Source organism: Streptomyces sp. NBC_00459 (assembly GCF_036013955.1).
In the GTDB taxonomy this organism is placed as follows: Bacteria; Actinomycetota; Actinomycetes; order Streptomycetales; family Streptomycetaceae; genus Streptomyces.
In genome coordinates this window covers 5,966,070-5,985,856 of record NZ_CP107903.1, presented here as the reverse complement: position 1 = coordinate 5,985,856, position 19,787 = coordinate 5,966,070, and the positions used below count along the sequence as shown (strand labels likewise).

The 19,787-nt window shown below is 67.2% G+C and carries 12 protein-coding genes and 3 rRNA genes; 6 read left to right on the top strand and 9 right to left on the bottom strand.

Annotated elements, in window-relative coordinates; all coding sequences use genetic code 11:
- Positions 1 to 127 precede the first annotated feature (127 nt).
- From OHN74_RS26530 to OHN74_RS26510, 5 genes are read left to right on the top strand one after another with little or no spacing between them, the layout of a single operon-like run.
- Positions 128 to 1,477 carry a hypothetical protein gene (locus OHN74_RS26530; protein ID WP_327697097.1) on the top strand — a complete coding sequence of 450 codons (1,350 nt, stop codon included), beginning with the start codon at positions 128 to 130 and terminating at the stop codon, positions 1,475 to 1,477.
- Positions 1,478 to 1,481: 4 nt separating this feature from the next.
- Entirely contained in the window at positions 1,482 to 2,264 is a 783-nt protein-coding gene (locus tag OHN74_RS26525) for a DUF4129 domain-containing protein (RefSeq protein ID WP_327697096.1), read from the top strand.
- Entirely contained in the window at positions 2,261 to 3,466 is a 1,206-nt protein-coding gene (locus OHN74_RS26520) for a DUF4350 domain-containing protein (protein ID WP_327697095.1), read from the top strand. The genes OHN74_RS26525 and OHN74_RS26520 overlap by 4 nt, the downstream gene beginning before the upstream one ends.
- Positions 3,466 to 4,455 (top strand): AAA family ATPase, encoded by a 990-nt coding sequence (locus OHN74_RS26515; protein WP_327700281.1) that lies wholly within the window; start codon positions 3,466 to 3,468, stop codon positions 4,453 to 4,455. Before OHN74_RS26520 ends, OHN74_RS26515 begins: the two co-directional genes overlap by 1 nt.
- On the top strand, positions 4,455 to 5,765 hold the full coding sequence (locus OHN74_RS26510) for a DUF58 domain-containing protein (protein ID WP_327697094.1): 1,311 nt from the start codon (positions 4,455 to 4,457) through the stop codon (positions 5,763 to 5,765). Before OHN74_RS26515 ends, OHN74_RS26510 begins: the two co-directional genes overlap by 1 nt.
- A gap of 101 nt (positions 5,766 to 5,866) precedes the next feature.
- On the opposite strand, the gene rrf is transcribed toward OHN74_RS26510, so the two are convergent.
- The 4 genes from rrf to OHN74_RS26490 all read right to left on the bottom strand — a co-directional run bounded on the left by rrf (position 5,867) and on the right by OHN74_RS26490 (position 12,619).
- Positions 5,867 to 5,983 (bottom strand): 5S ribosomal RNA (gene rrf, locus OHN74_RS26505).
- 95 nt (positions 5,984 to 6,078) lie between these two features.
- Positions 6,079 to 9,200: ribosomal RNA gene (locus OHN74_RS26500) — 23S ribosomal RNA — on the bottom strand.
- A 325-nt stretch (positions 9,201 to 9,525) separates the two neighbouring features.
- Positions 9,526 to 11,052, bottom strand: a 16S ribosomal RNA gene (locus OHN74_RS26495).
- The 16S, 23S and 5S rRNA genes sit together here, the layout of an rRNA operon.
- Before the next feature lie 559 nt (positions 11,053 to 11,611).
- Positions 11,612 to 12,619, bottom strand: coding sequence for a stage II sporulation protein M (locus OHN74_RS26490; RefSeq protein WP_327697093.1), 1,008 nt, complete (start codon positions 12,617 to 12,619; stop codon positions 11,612 to 11,614).
- 129 nt (positions 12,620 to 12,748) lie between these two features.
- Here OHN74_RS26490 and OHN74_RS26485 point away from each other — a divergent pair, with 129 nt between their 5' ends.
- The gene (locus OHN74_RS26485) at positions 12,749 to 13,714 is read left to right on the top strand and encodes an RDD family protein (RefSeq protein ID WP_327697092.1); all 966 of its coding nucleotides are present in this window, start codon (positions 12,749 to 12,751) and stop codon (positions 13,712 to 13,714) included.
- On the opposite strand, the gene OHN74_RS26480 is transcribed toward OHN74_RS26485, so the two are convergent.
- The 5 genes from OHN74_RS26480 to OHN74_RS26460 all read right to left on the bottom strand — a co-directional run bounded on the left by OHN74_RS26480 (position 13,711) and on the right by OHN74_RS26460 (position 19,759).
- Positions 13,711 to 14,328 (bottom strand): hypothetical protein, encoded by a 618-nt coding sequence (locus OHN74_RS26480; protein WP_327697091.1) that lies wholly within the window; start codon positions 14,326 to 14,328, stop codon positions 13,711 to 13,713. The two genes, OHN74_RS26485 and OHN74_RS26480, sit on opposite strands and share 4 nt — an antisense overlap.
- Before the next feature lie 168 nt (positions 14,329 to 14,496).
- Positions 14,497 to 15,954 carry an adenosylhomocysteinase gene (gene ahcY / locus OHN74_RS26475; protein WP_327697090.1) on the bottom strand — a complete coding sequence of 486 codons (1,458 nt, stop codon included), beginning with the start codon at positions 15,952 to 15,954 and terminating at the stop codon, positions 14,497 to 14,499.
- A 271-nt stretch (positions 15,955 to 16,225) separates the two neighbouring features.
- The gene (locus OHN74_RS26470) at positions 16,226 to 17,203 is read right to left on the bottom strand and encodes a cation diffusion facilitator family transporter (protein WP_327697089.1); all 978 of its coding nucleotides are present in this window, start codon (positions 17,201 to 17,203) and stop codon (positions 16,226 to 16,228) included.
- Between the two features lie 179 nt (positions 17,204 to 17,382).
- The gene (gene manA, locus OHN74_RS26465) at positions 17,383 to 18,534 is read right to left on the bottom strand and encodes a mannose-6-phosphate isomerase, class I (protein ID WP_327697088.1); all 1,152 of its coding nucleotides are present in this window, start codon (positions 18,532 to 18,534) and stop codon (positions 17,383 to 17,385) included.
- An 85-nt stretch (positions 18,535 to 18,619) separates the two neighbouring features.
- Positions 18,620 to 19,759, bottom strand: a complete 1,140-nt coding sequence (locus OHN74_RS26460; RefSeq protein ID WP_327697087.1) for an SIS domain-containing protein — start codon at positions 19,757 to 19,759, stop codon at positions 18,620 to 18,622.
- Positions 19,760 to 19,787: the final 28 nt, after the last annotated feature.

Genomic DNA, 19,787 nt, shown 5'->3' with positions numbered 1-19,787 from the left:
TGCCCCTTGTCCGTCGGACAATTGAAGTTGTCCAGCCCCTACAGGGGCTGATCCCCCCGTGCGTTCCCCATGGCACGATGGCTGCCAACCTGCCGCGAACGCGGACGGGCACCGTGAAGGAGCGACGATGAACGACACTCCGGGCTGGGCCTCGCCCGGATCTGCCCCCTCCGAAGGGCAGCAGCCCGGCGCGTCCGCCCCCGCCGACCACCCCGGTCCCGCGGAACCCGCGCACCAGCCGCACCCCGACACGACCGACTCCGGCCCGAAGTGGTCCAAGGAACAACCGCCACCCGCCCAGTGGTCCGCCCCCACCGGCCCCCAGGGCCCCGGTCAGGCACCGCCCCCACCGCCGCCTCCCGGCCCGGGCTGGGGCGGCAACCACCCGGGCGCTCCGGGCGGCTACGGCGGCCCCGGAGGGTACGGCGGCTACGGCCCGCCCGGCGGCCACCCCGGCTGGGGAGGCAACTGGGGCGGTCCCCCGCCCGCCGCCAAGCCCGGCGTGATCCCACTGCGCCCCCTCGGCGTCGGCGAGATCCTCGACGGCGCCGTCTCCACCATGCGCGCCCACTGGCGCACCGTGCTGGGCATCTCGCTCACCGTCGCGATCATCACGGAGATCGTCGCCATCCTCCTCCAGGGACTCTTCCTGGACGACAGCACGAGCGTCGACGGCCTCGACGGCACGAGCCCCAGCTTCGAGGAGCTGAGCCGCGCCATGGGTGACGCCCTGCTCAGCTCCGGCGTCCTCTTCGTGATCTCCATAATCGGCACCGTCATCGCAACCGCCCTGCTCACGACCGTGACCAGCCGCGCGGTACTCGGCAAGCCGGTGACCATCGGCGAGGCCTGGCGGGACGCCCGCCCGCAGATCCCGAAGCTGTTCGGCCTCATTTTCCTGCTGCTGCTCACCGTCGTCGCGATCGTCGCCGTCGGCATCGCACCCGGCGTCCTCGTGGCCCTCGCGGGTTCGGAGGGCGGCGGCGCGGCACTGGCCGTCCTGGGCGGCTTCGGCGCGAGCATCGTCGCGCTGTGGCTGATGATCCGCTTCTCCCTGGCCTCGTCGGCGCTGATGCTGGAGAAGCAGAGCATCATGAAGTCGATCAGCCGTTCGGCGAAGCTCGTCCGTGGCTCCTGGTGGCGGGTCTTCGGCATCCAGCTGCTCGCCTCCATCATCGCGGGCGTCGTCTCCTCCCTCGTCGTCCTGCCGTTCACCTTCATCGCCGGCGCCCTGACCGGAGACGGCATCAGCGGCCTCCTCGACGGCACGGGCAGCTTCGGCTGGACGTTCCTGATCGTCAGTGGCATCGGCTCGGTGATCGGCTCCATGATCACCTTCCCCATCACCGCGGGCGTGACCGTGCTCCTCTACATCGACCAGCGCATCCGCCGTGAGGCCCTCGACCTCGACCTGGCCCGCGCAGCCGGTGTCCAGGGCTCCACCGCCGGCGCCCCGGGCGCCACCCCGGGGAGCTGATGCGGTGAGCCTGACGGGGGGATTCCTCACCACGGTGCCGGCCCTGCCGCCCACCGCCGAAGCGGCCGTACGAGCACTGCTGCGCGCCGGTGGGACCGCCGTACTGTCGCTGGCGGCCGACGACCCGCCGGTGACGGTCCCGCGCGATCCCGCACGGGAGGCAGCCCGGCGCGAGCTGTCCAAGCGCATGTACCACCAGAACGACCCGAGCCCGCTCCAACGGGCCATGGATGCCTTCTGGGACTGGCTCGGCAAGGTGTTCAACTCGACCTCGACCGCGACCCCCGGAGGCATGGTCGGACTGGTGGTCGTCCTCCTCGCCGTCGCCGCCGTGATCGGCGCCCTGTGGTGGCGCCTCGGCACCCCGCGCATCGGCCCCACCTCCTCCGCCGTGCTCTTCGACGACCGCCCGCGCAGCGCCGCCGAACACCGCGCCGCCGCCGAGGCCCACGCCGTCCAGGGCCACTGGAACCAGGCCGTCCAGGAGCGCATGCGCGCCGTCGTCCGCTCCCTGGAGGAACGCGCGCTCCTCGATGTCCGCCCCGGCCGCACCGCCGACGAGGCAGCCGCGGAAGCGGGCCGCGCCCTGCCCGCACACACCGACCGCCTGCGCACCGCGGCCCGCGACTTCGACGAGGTGACGTACGGCGGACGCACCGCGACCCCGCAGATGTACCGCCGGCTCACCGAACTCGACGACGACCTGGAGCGCACGAAACCGGTCCTCGCGAACAGCAGCGGTGCCCCCGGCACGGCCCCCAACACCCGCCGGGGAGCCGCCGGATGAGCACCGAGGCCACCACGCTCCCCGCCCCCACCTCGGCCTCGCCCACCGCCCGCCAGGTGTGGACCCGCACACGAGGCGTCGTATTCGGCGTCGTCCTCCTCCTTGTGGGCGCCGTCACCATCGCCGTGATCAACTCCGGCACCCGGCGCGGCGGCCTCGACCCACGTTCCGCCGACCCCCGGGGCAGTCGCGCCGTCGCCACACTCCTCGCCGACCGGGGCGTCTCCACGCGCGTGGTCACCACCCTCGCCGAGGCGTCCGCCGCGGCGGACGCCGACACGACCCTTCTGGTCGCGGTCCCCGACCTGCTGACCGACCGTCAGCAGCAGCAACTGCACACGGCGACGGAGAGCGCCGGCGGACGCACGGTCCTGGTCGCCCCCGGCAGCCCGTCCGTCGGGACACTCGCCCCCGGCGTCACCGCCGACCCCGCGATCAGCTTCCACTCGAAGCTCTCCCCCGACTGCGATCTGCCCGCCGCCCGACGCGCGGGCACCGCCGACACAGGCGGCTTCCGCTACGACACCACCGCCACCGACGCCGACACGTGCTACCCCAGCGACGGCCTCCCCACCCTGGTACGCGTCCCCGCGGTCACAGGGAACGGCGACACCGTCGTGCTCGGGGCACCCGACATCCTCTACAACGATCGTCTCGACGAGCACGGCAACGCCTCGCTCGCCCTCCAACTGCTCGGCTCCCGGCCCCACTTGGTCTGGTACCTCCCCTCGCTCTCCGACCTGTCGCGCACCGATCCCGGTGAACGCAGCTTCTTCGACCTGCTCCCTTCGGGCTGGCTCTGGGGCACCCTGCAACTCTTCTTCGCCGCGGTTCTGGCCGCCTTCTGGCGGGCACGCCGATTCGGCCCCCTGGTACCCGAACGTCTCCCCGTGGCGATCCGCGCCTCCGAAACCGTCGAAGGCCACGCCCGCCTCTACCGCAAGACCAACGCCCGCGACCGCGCGGCAGGCGCTCTTCGCTCCACCACCCGCACTCGCCTCGCCCCCCTCGTAGGCGTCCCCGTGCCCCAGGCGCATGCGCCCGAGGCCCTGCTCCCCGCGCTGTCCTCCCACCTCCACGACCACGGAGACGGACAGACCCTGCATTCCCTCCTCTTCGGCCCGCCGCCCCGCGACGACGCCGCCCTCATCTCCCTCGCCGACCAACTCGACGCCCTCGAAAGAGAGGTACGCCGTCCATGATGGACCCGACCACTGACAACGCCGGGACCACCGGGAACCCGGAAACCGCCCGGGCCGCCCTGGAAGCCCTGCGCGCCGAGATCGCCAAAGCCGTGGTCGGCCAGGACCCCGCCGTGACCGGCCTCGTCGTCGCCCTTCTCTGCCGCGGACACGTCCTCCTGGAAGGAGTCCCCGGAGTAGCCAAAACGCTGCTCGTCCGGGCACTCGCGTCCGCACTCGAACTCGACACCAAGCGCGTCCAGTTCACTCCGGACCTGATGGCGAGCGACATCACCGGCTCTCTCGTCTACGACACGCGCACCGCCGAGTTCTCCTTCCAGCCGGGCCCGGTCTTCACCAACCTCCTCCTCGCGGACGAGATCAACCGCACGCCCCCGAAGACCCAGTCGTCCCTCCTGGAAGCCATGGAGGAACGCCAGGTCACCGTCGACGGCACCCCCCGCCCCCTCCCCGACCCGTTCCTGGTCGCGGCGACGCAGAACCCGGTCGAGTACGAGGGCACATACCCCCTTCCCGAGGCCCAGCTGGACCGTTTCCTCCTCAAGCTCACGATCCCCCTCCCTTCACGCCAGGACGAGATCGACGTCCTCACCCGCCACGCCGAGGGCTTCAACCCGCGCGACCTGCGCGCCGCCGGCATACGCCCCGTGGCAGGCCCGGCAGACCTGGAAGCAGCGCGCGCGGCGGTCGCCAAGACGGCGATCTCCCCGGAAATCACCGCCTACGTCGTAGACATCTGCCGCGCGACCCGCGAATCCCCGTCCTTCACGCTCGGTGTCTCCCCCCGAGGCGCCACGGCCCTCCTCGCGACGTCCCGCGCCTGGGCCTGGCTGACCGGCCGCGACTACGTCATCCCCGACGACGTGAAGGCACTCGCCCTGCCCACCCTCCGCCACCGCGTGCAACTCCGCCCGGAAGCCGAGATGGAGGGCGTGACAGCCGACTCGGTCATCAACGCGATCCTCGCCCACGTCCCCGTCCCCCGCTGATGGCCCTCACCGGACGCACCGCCCTCCTGGCGGCCCTGGGCTCGATCCCCATCGGCATCTGGGGGCCCAGCTGGACCGGCATCCTCGCCGTCAACGGCCCCCTGGCAATCGCCTGCGCCTGCGACTTCGCCCTGGCAGCACCCGTACGCCGCCTCGGCCTCTCCCGCTCCGGCGACGCATCCGTACGCCTGAGCGAATCAGCCGACGTGACGCTCACGGTCACCAACCCCTCCGGCCGTCCGCTCCGCGCCCACCTACGCGATGCCTGGCCCCCCAGCAGCTGGCAGTCCGGCACCGAGGTGGAGGCCTCCCGCCACCGCCTGACGGTCCCCGCCGGCGAGCGCCGCCGTGTCACCACCCGCCTGCGCCCCACCCGCCGAGGCGACCGCCAGGCCGACCGCGTGACGATCCGCTCGTACGGCCCCCTGGGCCTCTTCGCCCGCCAGGGCAGCCACAAGGTCCCCTGGACGGTACGGGTCCTCCCCCCGTTCACCAGCCGCAAGCACCTCCCCTCGAAGCTGGCCCGCCTGCGCGAACTCGACGGCCGCACCAGCGTCCTGACCCGCGGCGCAGGCACGGAATTCGACAGCCTGCGCGAGTACGTCCCCGGCGACGACACCCGTTCCATCGACTGGCGCGCCACAGCCCGCCAGACCACGGTCGCCGTACGCACCTGGCGTCCCGAACGCGACCGCCACATCCTCCTGGTCCTCGACACCGGCCGCACGTCCGCGGGCCGCGTCGGCGACGTGCCCCGCCTGGACGCCTCCATGGACGCGGCCCTCCTCCTCGCAGCCCTGGCCTCCCGCGCAGGCGACCGCGTGGACCTCCTCGCGTACGACCGCCGGGTGCGCGCCCTGGTCCAAGGCCGAGCCGCGGCCGACGTCCTCCCGTCCCTGGTCAACGCGATGGCCGGCGTGGAACCCGAACTCGTCGAAACGGACGCCCGCAGCCTCACGGCCACCGCTCTCCGTACGGCTCCGAGACGCTCCCTGATCGTCCTGCTCACCAGTCTGGACACGGCCCCCATCGAAGAGGGTCTGCTCCCCGTCCTCCCTCAACTGACCCAGCGCCACACGATCCTCGTGGCCTCCGTCGCGGACCCCCACGTCGCAGCCATGGCAGCAGCCCGAGGAAACCCAGAAGCGGTGTACGAGGCCGCAGCCGCCGCCCAAGCACAGACAGAACGTCATCGAACCGCCGAACAACTCCGCCGCCACGGCGTCACGGTCGTAGACGCGACCCCGGATGAATTGGCGCCGGCACTGGCAGACGCATATCTGGCCCTGAAAACTGCAGGACGCCTCTGATTGGTGCCTCTCCACCAAGGAGAGGCACCAATTCCAAACAACTCTGAAACGCAGAAAAGCCCTGTACCGGTGAACCCGGTACAGGGCTTTTCGCAATATTTGTTCGGCGGTGTCCTACTCTCCCACAGGGTCCCCCCTGCAGTACCATCGGCGCTGTGAGGCTTAGCTTCCGGGTTCGGAATGTAACCGGGCGTTTCCCTCACGCTATGACCACCGAAACACGGTGAAACACATATCAACCGCACCACACCCGGTGGCCCCGGGCATGGGGTTGTTCGTGGTTTCAGAACCAACACAGTGGACGCGAGCAACTGAGGACAAGCCCTCGGCCTATTAGTACCAGTCACCTCCACCCGTTACCGGGCTTCCAGATCTGGCCTATCAACCCAGTCGTCTACTGGGAGCCTTACCCCATCTAGTGGGTGGGAACACTCATCTCGAAGCAGGCTTCCCGCTTAGATGCTTTCAGCGGTTATCCCTCCCGAACGTAGCCAACCAGCCATGCCCTTGGCAGGACAACTGGCACACCAGAGGTTCGTCCGTCCCGGTCCTCTCGTACTAGGGACAGCCCTTCTCAATGTTCCTGCGCGCGCAGCGGATAGGGACCGAACTGTCTCACGACGTTCTAAACCCAGCTCGCGTACCGCTTTAATGGGCGAACAGCCCAACCCTTGGGACCGACTCCAGCCCCAGGATGCGACGAGCCGACATCGAGGTGCCAAACCATCCCGTCGATATGGACTCTTGGGGAAGATCAGCCTGTTATCCCCGGGGTACCTTTTATCCGTTGAGCGACGGCGCTTCCACAAGCCACCGCCGGATCACTAGTCCCGACTTTCGTCCCTGCTCGACCCGTCGGTCTCACAGTCAAGCTCCCTTGTGCACTTACACTCAACACCTGATTGCCAACCAGGCTGAGGGAACCTTTGGGCGCCTCCGTTACTCTTTAGGAGGCAACCGCCCCAGTTAAACTACCCATCAGACACTGTCCCTGATCCGGATCACGGACCCAGGTTAGACATCCAGCACGACCAGACTGGTATTTCAACGACGACTCCACAAACACTGGCGTGCCCGCTTCACAGTCTCCCAGCTATCCTACACAAGCCGAACCGAACACCAATATCAAACTATAGTAAAGGTCCCGGGGTCTTTCCGTCCTGCTGCGCGAAACGAGCATCTTTACTCGTAGTGCAATTTCACCGGGCCTATGGTTGAGACAGTCGAGAAGTCGTTACGCCATTCGTGCAGGTCGGAACTTACCCGACAAGGAATTTCGCTACCTTAGGATGGTTATAGTTACCACCGCCGTTTACTGGCGCTTAAGTTCTCAGCTTCGCCACACCGAAATGTGACTAACCGGTCCCCTTAACGTTCCAGCACCGGGCAGGCGTCAGTCCGTATACATCGCCTTACGGCTTCGCACGGACCTGTGTTTTTAGTAAACAGTCGCTTCTCGCTGGTCTCTGCGGCCACCCCCAGCTCGGAGAGCAAGTCTCCTCACCAGTGATGGCCCCCTTCTCCCGAAGTTACGGGGGCATTTTGCCGAGTTCCTTAACCATAGTTCACCCGAACGCCTCGGTATTCTCTACCTGACCACCTGAGTCGGTTTAGGGTACGGGCCGCCATGAAACTCGCTAGAGGCTTTTCTCGACAGCATAGGATCATCCACTTCACCACAATCGGCTCGGCATCAGGTCTCAGCCCTAATGTGTGACGGATTTACCTATCACACGGCCTACACCCTTACCCCGGGACAACCACCGCCCGGGATGGACTACCTTCCTGCGTCACCCCATCACTCACCTACTGCAGGTCTGGTCCGTCGGCTCCACCACTCCCCCTTGCCCGAAGGCTCCGGGGCGGCTTCACGGACTTAGCATCGCCTGGTTCAATGTTTGACGCTTCACAGCGGGTACCGGAATATCAACCGGTTATCCATCGACTACGCCTGTCGGCCTCGCCTTAGGTCCCGACTTACCCTGGGCAGATCAGCTTGACCCAGGAACCCTTAGTCAATCGGCGCACACGTTTCCCACGTGTGTATCGCTACTCATGCCTGCATTCTCACTCGTGAACCGTCCACCACTAGCTTCCGCTGCAGCTTCACCCGGCACACGACGCTCCCCTACCCATCCCAGCAGGCGTTGGCCCTATTGCTGGAATGACACGACTTCGGCGGTACGCTTGAGCCCCGCTACATTGTCGGCGCGGAATCACTAGACCAGTGAGCTATTACGCACTCTTTCAAGGGTGGCTGCTTCTAAGCCAACCTCCTGGTTGTCTGTGCGACTCCACATCCTTTCCCACTTAGCGTACGCTTAGGGGCCTTAGTCGATGCTCTGGGCTGTTTCCCTCTCGACCATGGAGCTTATCCCCCACAGTCTCACTGCCGTGCTCTCACTTACCGGCATTCGGAGTTTGGCTAAGGTCAGTAACCCGGTAGGGCCCATCGCCTATCCAGTGCTCTACCTCCGGCAAGAAACACACGACGCTGCACCTAAATGCATTTCGGGGAGAACCAGCTATCACGGAGTTTGATTGGCCTTTCACCCCTAACCACAGGTCATCCCCCAGGTTTTCAACCCTGGTGGGTTCGGTCCTCCACGAAGTCTTACCTCCGCTTCAACCTGCCCATGGCTAGATCACTCCGCTTCGGGTCTTGAGCGCGCTACTGAATCGCCCTATTCGGACTCGCTTTCGCTACGGCTTCCCCACACGGGTTAACCTCGCAACACACCGCAAACTCGCAGGCTCATTCTTCAAAAGGCACGCAGTCACGACGTTGCATGCAAGCATGCAACGCGACGCTCCCACGGCTTGTAGGCACACGGTTTCAGGTACTATTTCACTCCGCTCCCGCGGTACTTTTCACCATTCCCTCACGGTACTATCCGCTATCGGTCACCAGGGAATATTTAGGCTTAACGGGTGGTCCCGCCAGATTCACACGGGATTTCTCGGGCCCCGTGCTACTTGGGTGTCTCTCAAACGAGCCGTTGATGTTTCGACTACGGGGGTCTTACCCTCTACGCCGGACCTTTCGCATGTCCTTCGCCTACACCAACGGTTTCTGACTCGTCTCACGGCCGGCAGACCATGAAAGAGAGATCCCACAACCCCGTATACGCAACCCCTGCCGGGTCTCACACGCATACGGTTTGGCCTCATCCGGTTTCGCTCGCCACTACTCCCGGAATCACGGTTGTTTTCTCTTCCTGCGGGTACTGAGATGTTTCACTTCCCCGCGTTCCCTCCACACACCCTATGTGTTCAGATGTGGGTGACAGCCCATGACGACTGCCGGGTTTCCCCATTCGGAAACCCCCGGATCAAAGCCTGGTTGACGACTCCCCGGGGACTATCGTGGCCTCCCACGTCCTTCATCGGTTCCTGGTGCCAAGGCATCCACCGTGCGCCCTTAAAAACTTGGCCACAGATGCTCGCGTCCACTGTGCAGTTCTCAAACAACGACCAACCACCCGTCACAACCCACCACAGCGGATTTTTACCGGGGCCGGCACTGAAGGCGACCGTATGACGGCCGTACCCTCAGACACCCAACAGCGTGCCCGACCATGTCCCGCCCGGAGATCATGCTTTCCACGCCCTCTTGCGAGAGCAGTACTTACAAGCCTCCGACCCGTGAACCCGGCCGAATAATCAACGTTCCACCCATGAGCAACCAGCACCGGACATTCGCCGATGTACTGGCCTCTGACCACGACCCCGAAGAGCCCTGGTAAGAAATGCTCCTTAGAAAGGAGGTGATCCAGCCGCACCTTCCGGTACGGCTACCTTGTTACGACTTCGTCCCAATCGCCAGTCCCACCTTCGACAGCTCCCTCCCCGTGAGGGGTTGGGCCACCGGCTTCGGGTGTTACCGACTTTCGTGACGTGACGGGCGGTGTGTACAAGGCCCGGGAACGTATTCACCGCAGCAATGCTGATCTGCGATTACTAGCAACTCCGACTTCATGGGGTCGAGTTGCAGACCCCAATCCGAACTGAGACCGGCTTTTTGAGATTCGCTCCGCCTCACGGCATCGCAGCTCATTGTACCGGCCATTGTAGCACGTGTGCAGCCCAAGACATAAGGGGCATGATGACTTGACGTCGTCCCCACCTTCCTCCGAGTTGACCCCGGCAGTCTCCTGTGAGTCCCCATCACCCCGAAGGGCATGCTGGCAACACAGAACAAGGGTTGCGCTCGTTGCGGGACTTAACCCAACATCTCACGACACGAGCTGACGACAGCCATGCACCACCTGTACACCGACCACAAGGGGGCGACCATCTCTGGCCGTTTCCGGTGTATGTCAAGCCTTGGTAAGGTTCTTCGCGTTGCGTCGAATTAAGCCACATGCTCCGCTGCTTGTGCGGGCCCCCGTCAATTCCTTTGAGTTTTAGCCTTGCGGCCGTACTCCCCAGGCGGGGAACTTAATGCGTTAGCTGCGGCACCGACGACGTGGAATGTCGCCAACACCTAGTTCCCACCGTTTACGGCGTGGACTACCAGGGTATCTAATCCTGTTCGCTCCCCACGCTTTCGCTCCTCAGCGTCAGTAATGGCCCAGAGATCCGCCTTCGCCACCGGTGTTCCTCCTGATATCTGCGCATTTCACCGCTACACCAGGAATTCCGATCTCCCCTACCACACTCTAGTCTGCCCGTATCGAATGCAGACCCGGGGTTAAGCCCCGGGCTTTCACATCCGACGCGACAGACCGCCTACGAGCTCTTTACGCCCAATAATTCCGGACAACGCTTGCGCCCTACGTATTACCGCGGCTGCTGGCACGTAGTTAGCCGGCGCTTCTTCTGCAGGTACCGTCACTTTCGCTTCTTCCCTGCTGAAAGAGGTTTACAACCCGAAGGCCGTCATCCCTCACGCGGCGTCGCTGCATCAGGCTTTCGCCCATTGTGCAATATTCCCCACTGCTGCCTCCCGTAGGAGTCTGGGCCGTGTCTCAGTCCCAGTGTGGCCGGTCGCCCTCTCAGGCCGGCTACCCGTCGTCGCCTTGGTGAGCCACTACCTCACCAACAAGCTGATAGGCCGCGGGCTCATCCTTCACCGCCGGAGCTTTTAACCCCCACAGATGCCTGCAGGAGTATTATCCGGTATTAGACCCCGTTTCCAGGGCTTGTCCCAGAGTGAAGGGCAGATTGCCCACGTGTTACTCACCCGTTCGCCACTAATCCACCCCGAAAGGCTTCATCGTTCGACTTGCATGTGTTAAGCACGCCGCCAGCGTTCGTCCTGAGCCAGGATCAAACTCTCCGTGAATGTCAACCCGTAATCGGGTCACACCACGAGAGCGGAACAGTCAAGCGGAATAAGCCCGACCGTTCACAGCGTCCTCGCTGTGTTTACTGCTTCAAAGGAACCTCGCCCTCCCGAACGGGAGAGACGGGGTATCAACAAACTTGGCGTTGATTTTTGGCACGCTGTTGAGTTCTCAAGGAACGGACGCTTCCTTCGTACTCACCCTCTCGGGCTTTCCTCCGGGCAGTTTCCCTTCGGTCTTGCGTTTCCGACTCTACCAGACCGTTTCCGTATCCGATTTCCTCGGCGCTTTCCAGGATCCCGCTTTCGCGTTTCCCTTTCCGGCGAGTCCGACTTTATCAGAAGTTTTTGGCCGGGCTGACCGGCTGTTCATTCCTGAGGTTAATCGGGATGTGGTCCTCAAGAATCAAAGTCCTTGAGCAACCAGTGGATTTTCACCGTTACCACCGAGCCTGTCCGGCTCTAGGCAACTGCTCTAATCTACCTCCCCACTCCCTCCGCGTCAACGGCTCTTGTGGGGCGAAGAGGAGACTAGCAGCCCGACAGGTGTGTCTGCACATCAGGCAGCCGTGGGGACGGCGGCGCTGCGCTCGGCCGTCTCGAGGTCGCCGGTCTCGCCGGCTCGGGCCGCTCGTCCGCCGAGGACATAGACGTAAGCGAGGAAGGTCAGTTCGGCGACGACCCCGATCGTGATGCGCGCCCAGGTGGGCAGGCCCGACGGGGTGACGAAGCCTTCTATGGCGCCCGAGACGAAGAGGACCAGAGCCAGGCCTATCGCCATTCCCAGGGCTGCTCGTCCTTCCTCGGCCAGTGCCGTGCGGCGGGAACGCGGGCCGGGATCGATGACCGTCCAGCCGAGGCGCAGGCCCGTACCGGCGGCTACGAAGACCGCGGTGAGTTCCAGGAGGCCGTGCGGCAGGATCAGGCCGAGGAAGGTGTCGAGCCGGCCCGCCGAGGACATCAGGCCCAGGCCGACGCCCACGTTGAGCATGTTCTGGAAGAGGATCCAGATGACCGGGAAGCAGAGGAAGACTCCCAGGACCAGGCACATCGCGGCGGCCTGGGCGTTGTTCGTCCACACCTGAGCGGCGAAGGAAGCGGCGGGGTGGCTGGAGTAGTACGTCTCGTACTCGCCACCGGGGCGGGTGAGGGCGCGCAGTTGGTCGGGAGCCGCTATGGAGGACTGCACTTCGGGGTGCGTGCCTATCCACCATCCCAGGAGGACCGCGACCGCCGTGGAGATGAGGGCGGTGGGGACCCACCAATGGCGCGATCGGTAGACCGCCGCGGGGAAACCGTGGGTAAGGAAGTGCGTGACATCACGCCAGGAAGCGCGGCGGGTTCCTGTCACTGCACTACGCGCGCGTGCCACGAGTTGGCTGAGCCGACCGGTCAGCTGGGGGTCCGGGGCGCTCGACTGGATCAGCGAGAGGTGGGTGGCTGTGCGCTGGTAGAGCGCCACGAGCTCGTCCACCTCTGCGCCGGTGAGGCGGCGCTGGCGGCGCAGCAGTGCGTCCAGGCGGTCCCACTCGGGGCGGTGGGCGGAGACGAAGACGTCGAGGTCCATCGTTTTGCCTGCTCCTCGGCTGTTCGTCGACTGCACGTCGTGGGTGTCGGCTTGTCGTACTGCGGCGCGATGCCCTTCAGCTTGGCAGACTGGCGGTTCCGGGGGCAGGTCAGGGGAAGGACGGCAGGCGTGAGTGAGCTGGTTACGGGCGAGGCTGTGGCGCTGGAGCTGCGCCCGGCAAAACTGCCCAGCAGGGCGCTTGCCGTGCTGCTCGACCTCGTGGTGGTCGGGTTGGTCTACACCCTCGTCACCATTGTTCTGGTCATATCCACGGCCTCGCTGGACGAGGCGGCACAGATCGCCCTCTCCATCGCGGCTTTCATTCTGGTGCTGGTGGGCGCGCCGATCGCCGTGGAGACGCTCAGCCATGGCCGGTCGCTCGGCAAGATGGCGTGCGGTCTGCGGGTGGTGCGGGACGACGGCGGGCCGATCCGCTTCCGGCATGCGCTGGTACGGGGTGCGGTCGGTGTGGTCGAGATTCTGATGACGGTCGGGGTGGTGGCCTGTGTCGCGTCGCTCGTCTCGGCGCGGGGACGGCGGCTCGGTGATGTCGTCGCGGGCACCCTCGTCGTACGGGAGCGAGTGCCCGTCGGTCAGACCGCGTTCGTTCCTCCTCCGCCGCCCTGGTTGTCCGGACGGTTCGCGGAGCTCGATCTGTCGGGCGTGCCCGACGGGCTGTGGCTGGCCGTACGTCAGTATCTGACGCGCATGCGACAACTGGACCCGCAGGTGGGCTCGGCCATGGCTGAGCGGCTCGCCGCCGATGTGGCGGCGCGTACGGGGACTCCGGCGCCGCCGGACGTTCCTCCGGCGGCCTATCTGGCGGCCGTGGTGCAGGAGCGGCAGGTGCGGGAGGCCCGGCGGGCGTTCGGGAGCGGGGCGGCGGCCGGTGGCCCCGGGATGCCTGGGGTACCTCAGCCGTTCGGGGCTCCGGTGCCGTTGCCCCAGTGGTCGGCTGCGGTTCCGCACCCGCCCGCTGGGGGTCCCCATCCGGCGGTTGCCGAATCGGCCGTGCCCGTCCCGGTCGTCGACCCTGCGCCGCAGGACCGGGCCGGTGATCACCGTGCCTCCGGCGGGTTCGCTCCGCCTGCCTAGTCGGCGAACGTCGACGGCGGGGATTCGAGGTGTTCCAGCTCGATGCCCGGTGCCGCGAGAACCACGTCGCCGGCGATGTGTACGGCATGCTGTTCGCCCGTGTCCAGGGCTGTGACCTGGTATTCGTCCACTGTCAGAGGGCCGTTGTCAGTGGCGTGTGCTTCTCTCTTCACCAAGGCCCAGGACTGGTCCACGGTGCGTGGGGCGAGCACCGGGTCGGTGAGGGCGACGAGGCGTACGCGGGTCGCGGCGGTGGAGGGGGTGAGGCGCAGGAGGCGGGCGGTGGCGACGAGGAACGCCGGGGATGTGCCGGTGAAGGCGTGGGCTCGGACATTGCCTTCGGTGGCATGGGTGCCGGTGGGATCGGTGCGGACCCAGGTGACGCCTTCCAGGGCGGCGCCGCGGACCTGCCAGCTCGCCGCGTGCAGTTCGAGGCGGATCGGGCGGCCCAGGTCGTCGAGGGTGAGATCGACGGAGCCACTGTGGTCGCCGGACGGGGCGGTCAGCTGGGAGACGTAGCGCCATCCGGAAGGGCCGGGGGCGCAGTGGAAGTGCTCTTCTGCGAGGGGGGTGTGATCGTGCGGATCGTGGAGCGAATAACGGCCGCGGGGCATGGGGGTCCTGGGTTTTTCGGACTGTCACTGTCGCTTGGGCTTTCGAGCCTCTGAGCCTCGGTAAAAGGGCAGGCCCCCGGCACGGGGGTGCGGGGGCCTGCCTCGGAGGACCTGCTGGTGGTGAGCGCGTCAGTGCACGGACGTGCTCACCACTGGCTGGGTGTTGGCTCAGTAGCGGTAGTGGTCCGGCTTGTACGGGCCCTCGACCTGGACACCGATGTACGAGGCCTGCTCCGGGCGGAGCGTCGTCAGCCTCACGCCGAGCGCGTCGAGGTGGAGGCGGGCGACCTTCTCGTCGAGGTGCTTGGGCAGCACATAGACGTCGGTCGGGTACTCGTCGGGCTTGGTGAACAGCTCGATCTGGGCCAGGGTCTGGTCCGCGAAGGAGTTGGACATCACGAACGACGGGTGACCGGTGGCGTTGCCCAGGTTCAGCAGGCGGCCCTCCGACAGCACGATGAGGACCTTGCCGTCGGGGAACTTCCAGGTGTGGACCTGCGGCTTGACCTCGTCCTTGACGATGCCCGGGATCTTCGCGAGACCGGCCATGTCGATCTCGTTGTCGAAGTGGCCGATGTTGCCGACGATCGCCTGGTGCTTCATCTTGGCCATGTCGCTGGCCATGATGATGTCCTTGTTGCCGGTCGTGGTGATGAAGATGTCGGCCTTGTCGACGACGTCGTCGAGGGTCGCGACCTGGTAGCCGTCCATCGCCGCCTGGAGCGCGCAGATCGGGTCGATCTCGGTGACGATGACGCGGGCGCCCTGACCGCGCAGGGACTCCGCGCAGCCCTTGCCCACGTCGCCGTAGCCGAAGACGACCGCGGTCTTGCCGCCGATGAGGACGTCGGTGGCGCGGTTGATGCCGTCGATCAGGGAGTGACGGCAGCCGTACTTGTTGTCGAACTTCGACTTGGTGACGGCGTCGTTGACGTTGATCGCCGGGAACAGGAGGGCGCCGTCGCGCTGCATCTCGTACAGGCGGTGGACGCCGGTCGTGGTCTCCTCGGTCACGCCGCGGATCTCCGAGGCGAGCTGGGTCCACTTCTGCGAGCCGTCGGTGATGGTGCGGCCGAGCAGTTCGAGGACGACGCGGTGCTCGTCGGACTCGGCGGTGTCCGCGGAGGGGACCTTGCCGGCCTTCTCGTACTCGACGCCCTTGTGGACGAGCATGGTGGCGTCGCCGCCGTCGTCCAGGATCATGTTCGGGCCACCGGTGGGGGTGTTCGGCCAGGTCAGGGCCTGCTCCGTGCACCACCAGTACTCTTCCAGGGTCTCGCCCTTCCAGGCGAAGACCGGGACGCCCTGCGGGTTCTCGGGCGTACCGTTCGGGCCCACCGCGATGGCGGCGGCCGCGTGGTCCTGGGTGGAGAAGATGTTGCAGGACACCCAGCGGACCTCGGCGCCCAGGGCGACCAGGGTCTCGATCAGGACGGCGGTCTGCACGGTCATGTGCAGCGAGCCCATGATGCGGGCGCCGGCCAGCGGCTGGCTGGCGGCGAACTCCCTGCGGATGGACATCAGGCCGGGCATCTCGTGCTCGGCGAGGGTGATCTCCTTGCGGCCGAACTCGGCCAGGGAGAGATCTGCGACCTTGAAGTCCTGTCGGTTGTCGACAGTCGTCATTACGGGCTGCTCCTCAAGCTTGGGGCGAGGTGGATACGGCTGGTCTGCGCGGCGGCGGACACAGTGGTGCCCGAAGAGGGCACATGCATGCCCTGGTACGCGCAGCACAGTCCGTCGGAGGCCCTCTCTCCCTCGGTCGGTCCGCAGTGGGACCGCCCGACCGCCATCAGCAGCGACGTCTGGCTCCGTCCCAAGCTACACCTGTCGGCCCGGCCGTCCCCAGTCCGCCTGCGAACACATCAGGACAGACCGAGGCCGAGCGGAGGGGAACTCAGTGGGCGGCGGGCCCGGCAGGGCCGCCGGGAGTGGCCTCGCGGTCGGGGCCCTTGGCGGCGTCCCTCTCGCTGTAGATGTCGGGTTCCAGGTAGATGACGCGGGCGATCGGGACGGCGGCGCGGATGCGGGACTCCGCGGCGTTGATCGCGGCGGCCACCTCGGCGGCGGTGTCGTCGTGCTGGACAGCGATCTTGGCGGCGACCAGGAGCTCCTCGGGGCCGAGGTGGAGCGTGCGCATGTGGATGATGCCGGTGACGGTGTCGCCGTCGACGATCGCCTTCTCGATCCGCACGACCGCTTCCGGGCCCGCGGCCTCGCCCAGCAGCAGGGACTTGGTCTCGACGGCCAGCACCAGGGCGATCAGGATGAGCAGGATGCCGATACAGAGGGTGCCGATGCCGTCCCAGACGCCGTCGCCGGTGGCGAGGGCGAGGCTGACGCCGCCGAGGGCCAGGACCAGGCCGACGAGCGCGCCGAGGTCCTCCAGGAGGACGACGGGCAGTTCGGGGGCCTTGGCGTGGCGAACGAAGTCCTTCCAGGACTCGCTGCCGCGCAGCGGGTTGGACTCCTTGATGGCCGTACGGAAGGAGAAGCCCTCGGCGATGATCGCGAAGACGAGGACGCCCACCGGCCAGTACCAGTGCTCGATCTCGTGCGGGTGCTTGATCTTCTCGTAGCCCTCGTAGATCGCGAACATGCCGCCGACCGAGAAGAGCACGATGGAGACGAGGAAGGCGTAGATGTACCGCTCGCGGCCGTAGCCGAAGGGGTGTTGCGGGGTCGCCTCGCGCTGCGCCTTCTTGCCGCCGAGGAGGAGCAGGCCCTGGTTGCCGGAGTCGGCGAGCGAGTGCACGGACTCCGCGAGCATCGACGACGAACCGCTGAAGAGGAACGCCACGAACTTCGCTGCCGCGATCGCGAGGTTGGCGCCGAGTGCCGCCACGATCGCCCTGGTGCCGCCTGACGCGCTCATGTGTTCGCGTTGTCCCTTCGTACGTTCGCTGTCCCGGGCTTTGCCCGCCCTTTGCCGGTGGGTCATTGTTGCAGCCCCCTCCGGCAACGGCCCGCCAGGCTGTCACACAGACCCCGGCAACCAGTGCCCGGGATGTGCTCGAACAGTCTCCGGCGGGCCCCGGCAGTCCCCGGGTGGGGTCAGACGACGACCGTCGCCCGGAAGATCGTGCCGGGGCCGGACACCTCGGCCTTGTCGTTCGCCGGTACGAAGACCGACTGGCCGGGGGCGAGTTCGATGTCTCCGGTACGGACCGAGCCTGCTGTGCAGAGCAGGATCTGCGGGGTCGGGAGGGTGAGGTCGCGGGCGGGTGCGCTCTCCGGGAGGACGTAGCGGGAGAGGCGGAACTCGTCGATGGGGGTGTCGTAGACCTCCTCGCCGTCGGCGGAGGCCTCCGGGCGCAGTACGCCCGGGTCGCTCGCCTCGAAGCGGACGACGCGCAGGAGTTCGGGGACGTCGACGTGCTTGGGGGTCAGACCGCAGCGCAGGACGTTGTCCGAGTTGGCCATGATCTCGACACCGAGGCCGTTGAGATAGGCGTGCGGGATGCCCGCGCCGAGGAACAGGGCCTCGCCGGGCTGGAGTCGGACGTGGTTGAGGAGCATGGCGGCGATGACGCCCGGATCGCCGGGGTAGTGCTGGGCGATGTCCGCGTAGGGGGCGTAGTCGCCGCCGAGGCGGGCGCAGGCGGTCGCGGCCTCGGTGACCGTGCGGGCCATGTCCTCGCGGTCAGCGCTGAGTACGGCCGTCAGGACCTCGCGCAGCGCCGCCTCCTCGGGGTGGGCGCGCAGCAGGTCGACGTACGGCTTGAGGGAGTCGACCTCCAGGCCTGCGAGGAGGTCGGCGGTCTGCGAGGGGTCGCGGAAGCCGCACAGGCCGTCGAACTCGGTGAGGGCGCAGATCAGTTCGGGCTTGTGGTTGGCGTCCTTGTAGTTGCGGTGCCCGGCGTCCACCGGGATCCCGCGGGTCTCCTCGTCCGCGTAACCCTCCTTCGCCTGGGCGAGGTTGGGGTGCACCTGGAGGGAGAGGGGGGCGCCGGCGGCGAGGATCTTGAGGAGGAAGGGCAGGCGGGGGCCGAATTTGGCGACGGCCGCCGCGCCGAGTTCGCCCTGTGGGTCCGCGTCGATGACCTCGACGAGCGTGCCGCGTCCGGTGCGCGAGGGTGCGCCGGGGTGGGCGCCCATCCACATCTCCGCCTGCGGTTCACCGGTCGGCTCGGTGCCGAGGAGCGCCGCGATGGCGGTGGTGGATCCCCAGGCGTAGGGGCGGATGGTGTTGTCGAGGCGGTCCATACCGGTCTTTCTGCGTGCAGGTCGAAGAAGGGGATGAGGTGCGATGGGCTGCTTGGGAGGTGTCGGTCTTGGCGGTTGTTGCAGGTCAGGAACCTGCCGTCAGCGCCAGGTACACCGCCGCGAAGTCCGTGGTGGCGATCAGTTCCGCCAGGTTCTCCAGTTCGGCGCCGTCCTCCGGTTCGAGCTCGCTGATCGCCGTGTCGTGGCCGAGGGCGAGTTCGCGGGCGGCGGGGGCCGCGCTGAGGCCGCCGGTCGGGCGGTCTCGGAGCAGGACCACGCGCGCGTGCAGGGCGGGTGCCTCGCTCACCCGGTCGCGGAAGAAGTCGTCGGGGTCGGCGCCCGCGGCGAGGCGGCTCGCGAGCAGGGCGCCGTGCGCGGCGAGCGCCTCGGGGAGTTCGGCGGCGAGCGCGGGGCGGCCGGCGAGTTCGGCGAGGGCGGCGGCGAACCGGCGGCCCGCGGGCCCGGCCGACGTGCCCTCCGTCCAGATCACCGGAAGCGTGTCCGCGAGTTCGGCGGCGAGGGTCTTGGCCGGATTGCTGTACGTCGCGATGGCCGGGCCGCATCGTTCGGCGATGTGGTCGAGGCGGTCGGCAACCTTCTCCAGCACGTCCGGCGGGGCGGTGAGGAGGCCCGTGCGGTCGAGAAGGGCGAGGAGCGGGGTGAGCAGCGCCCACAGGACGCCGGGGGCGGAGGCGGCGAGCGGCTGGTCCACCTCGTCCTGCTCGTACGGGGCGGTCGCCATCCGGATGAACAGGCCGTGCGCGGCGCCCTGCACCGTTTCGCTGAGCGGGGTGCCGGCGGGCGCCACGGCGACGACCGTGCAGCCGCGGCGGTAGGCCTGCTCGGCGAGCAGGGACAGGCCCGGTTCGGTGCCGTCGGGGGTGGCGATCAGGAGCAGGTCGACGGAGCCGGCCCAGCCCGGCAGCTCCCAGCGCAGGGCGCCTGCCGCGGGGGCGACGCCCGTGGGAGCCAGGCGGATGACGGGGCTGGTCGCGCCGGCGAGGGTGCCGAGGAGGTCGGCGACACAGGTCGCGGCGGCGCCGGGGCCCGCGATCAGGACGGCGCGGGGGCGGCCGTCCGGTTTCAGGTCGTTGATGCCTGCCTCTGCCGCGTGGCGGGCGGCGGTGCGGACGCGGGCGCCCGCTTCCGCCGCGCCGCGCAGGAGGCCGCGGCGGTCTGCGTCCGCCAACGCCTCGGGGGCGTCGAGCAGCGATTCGTCGAGCATGGGTGGCACCTCCGATCGCCGGGACGGA

Bases quoted from the DNA above. Each gene is read 5' to 3' on its own strand.
- OHN74_RS26460 (WP_327697087.1), bottom strand. From the start codon at position 19,759: ATGCTCGACGAATCGCTGCTCGACGCCCCCGAGGCGTTGGCGGACGCA.
- ahcY (WP_327697090.1), bottom strand. From the start codon at position 15,954: ATGACGACTGTCGACAACCGACAGGACTTCAAGGTCGCAGATCTCTCC.
- OHN74_RS26490 (WP_327697093.1), bottom strand. From the start codon at position 12,619: ATGGACCTCGACGTCTTCGTCTCCGCCCACCGCCCCGAGTGGGACCGC.
- OHN74_RS26480 (WP_327697091.1), bottom strand. From the start codon at position 14,328: ATGCCCCGCGGCCGTTATTCGCTCCACGATCCGCACGATCACACCCCC.
- OHN74_RS26510 (WP_327697094.1), top strand. From the start codon at position 4,455: ATGGCCCTCACCGGACGCACCGCCCTCCTGGCGGCCCTGGGCTCGATC.
- manA (WP_327697088.1), bottom strand. From the start codon at position 18,534: ATGGACCGCCTCGACAACACCATCCGCCCCTACGCCTGGGGATCCACC.
- OHN74_RS26530 (WP_327697097.1), top strand. From the start codon at position 128: ATGAACGACACTCCGGGCTGGGCCTCGCCCGGATCTGCCCCCTCCGAA.
- OHN74_RS26520 (WP_327697095.1), top strand. From the start codon at position 2,261: ATGAGCACCGAGGCCACCACGCTCCCCGCCCCCACCTCGGCCTCGCCC.
- OHN74_RS26515 (WP_327700281.1), top strand. From the start codon at position 3,466: ATGGACCCGACCACTGACAACGCCGGGACCACCGGGAACCCGGAAACC.
- OHN74_RS26470 (WP_327697089.1), bottom strand. From the start codon at position 17,203: ATGAGCGCGTCAGGCGGCACCAGGGCGATCGTGGCGGCACTCGGCGCC.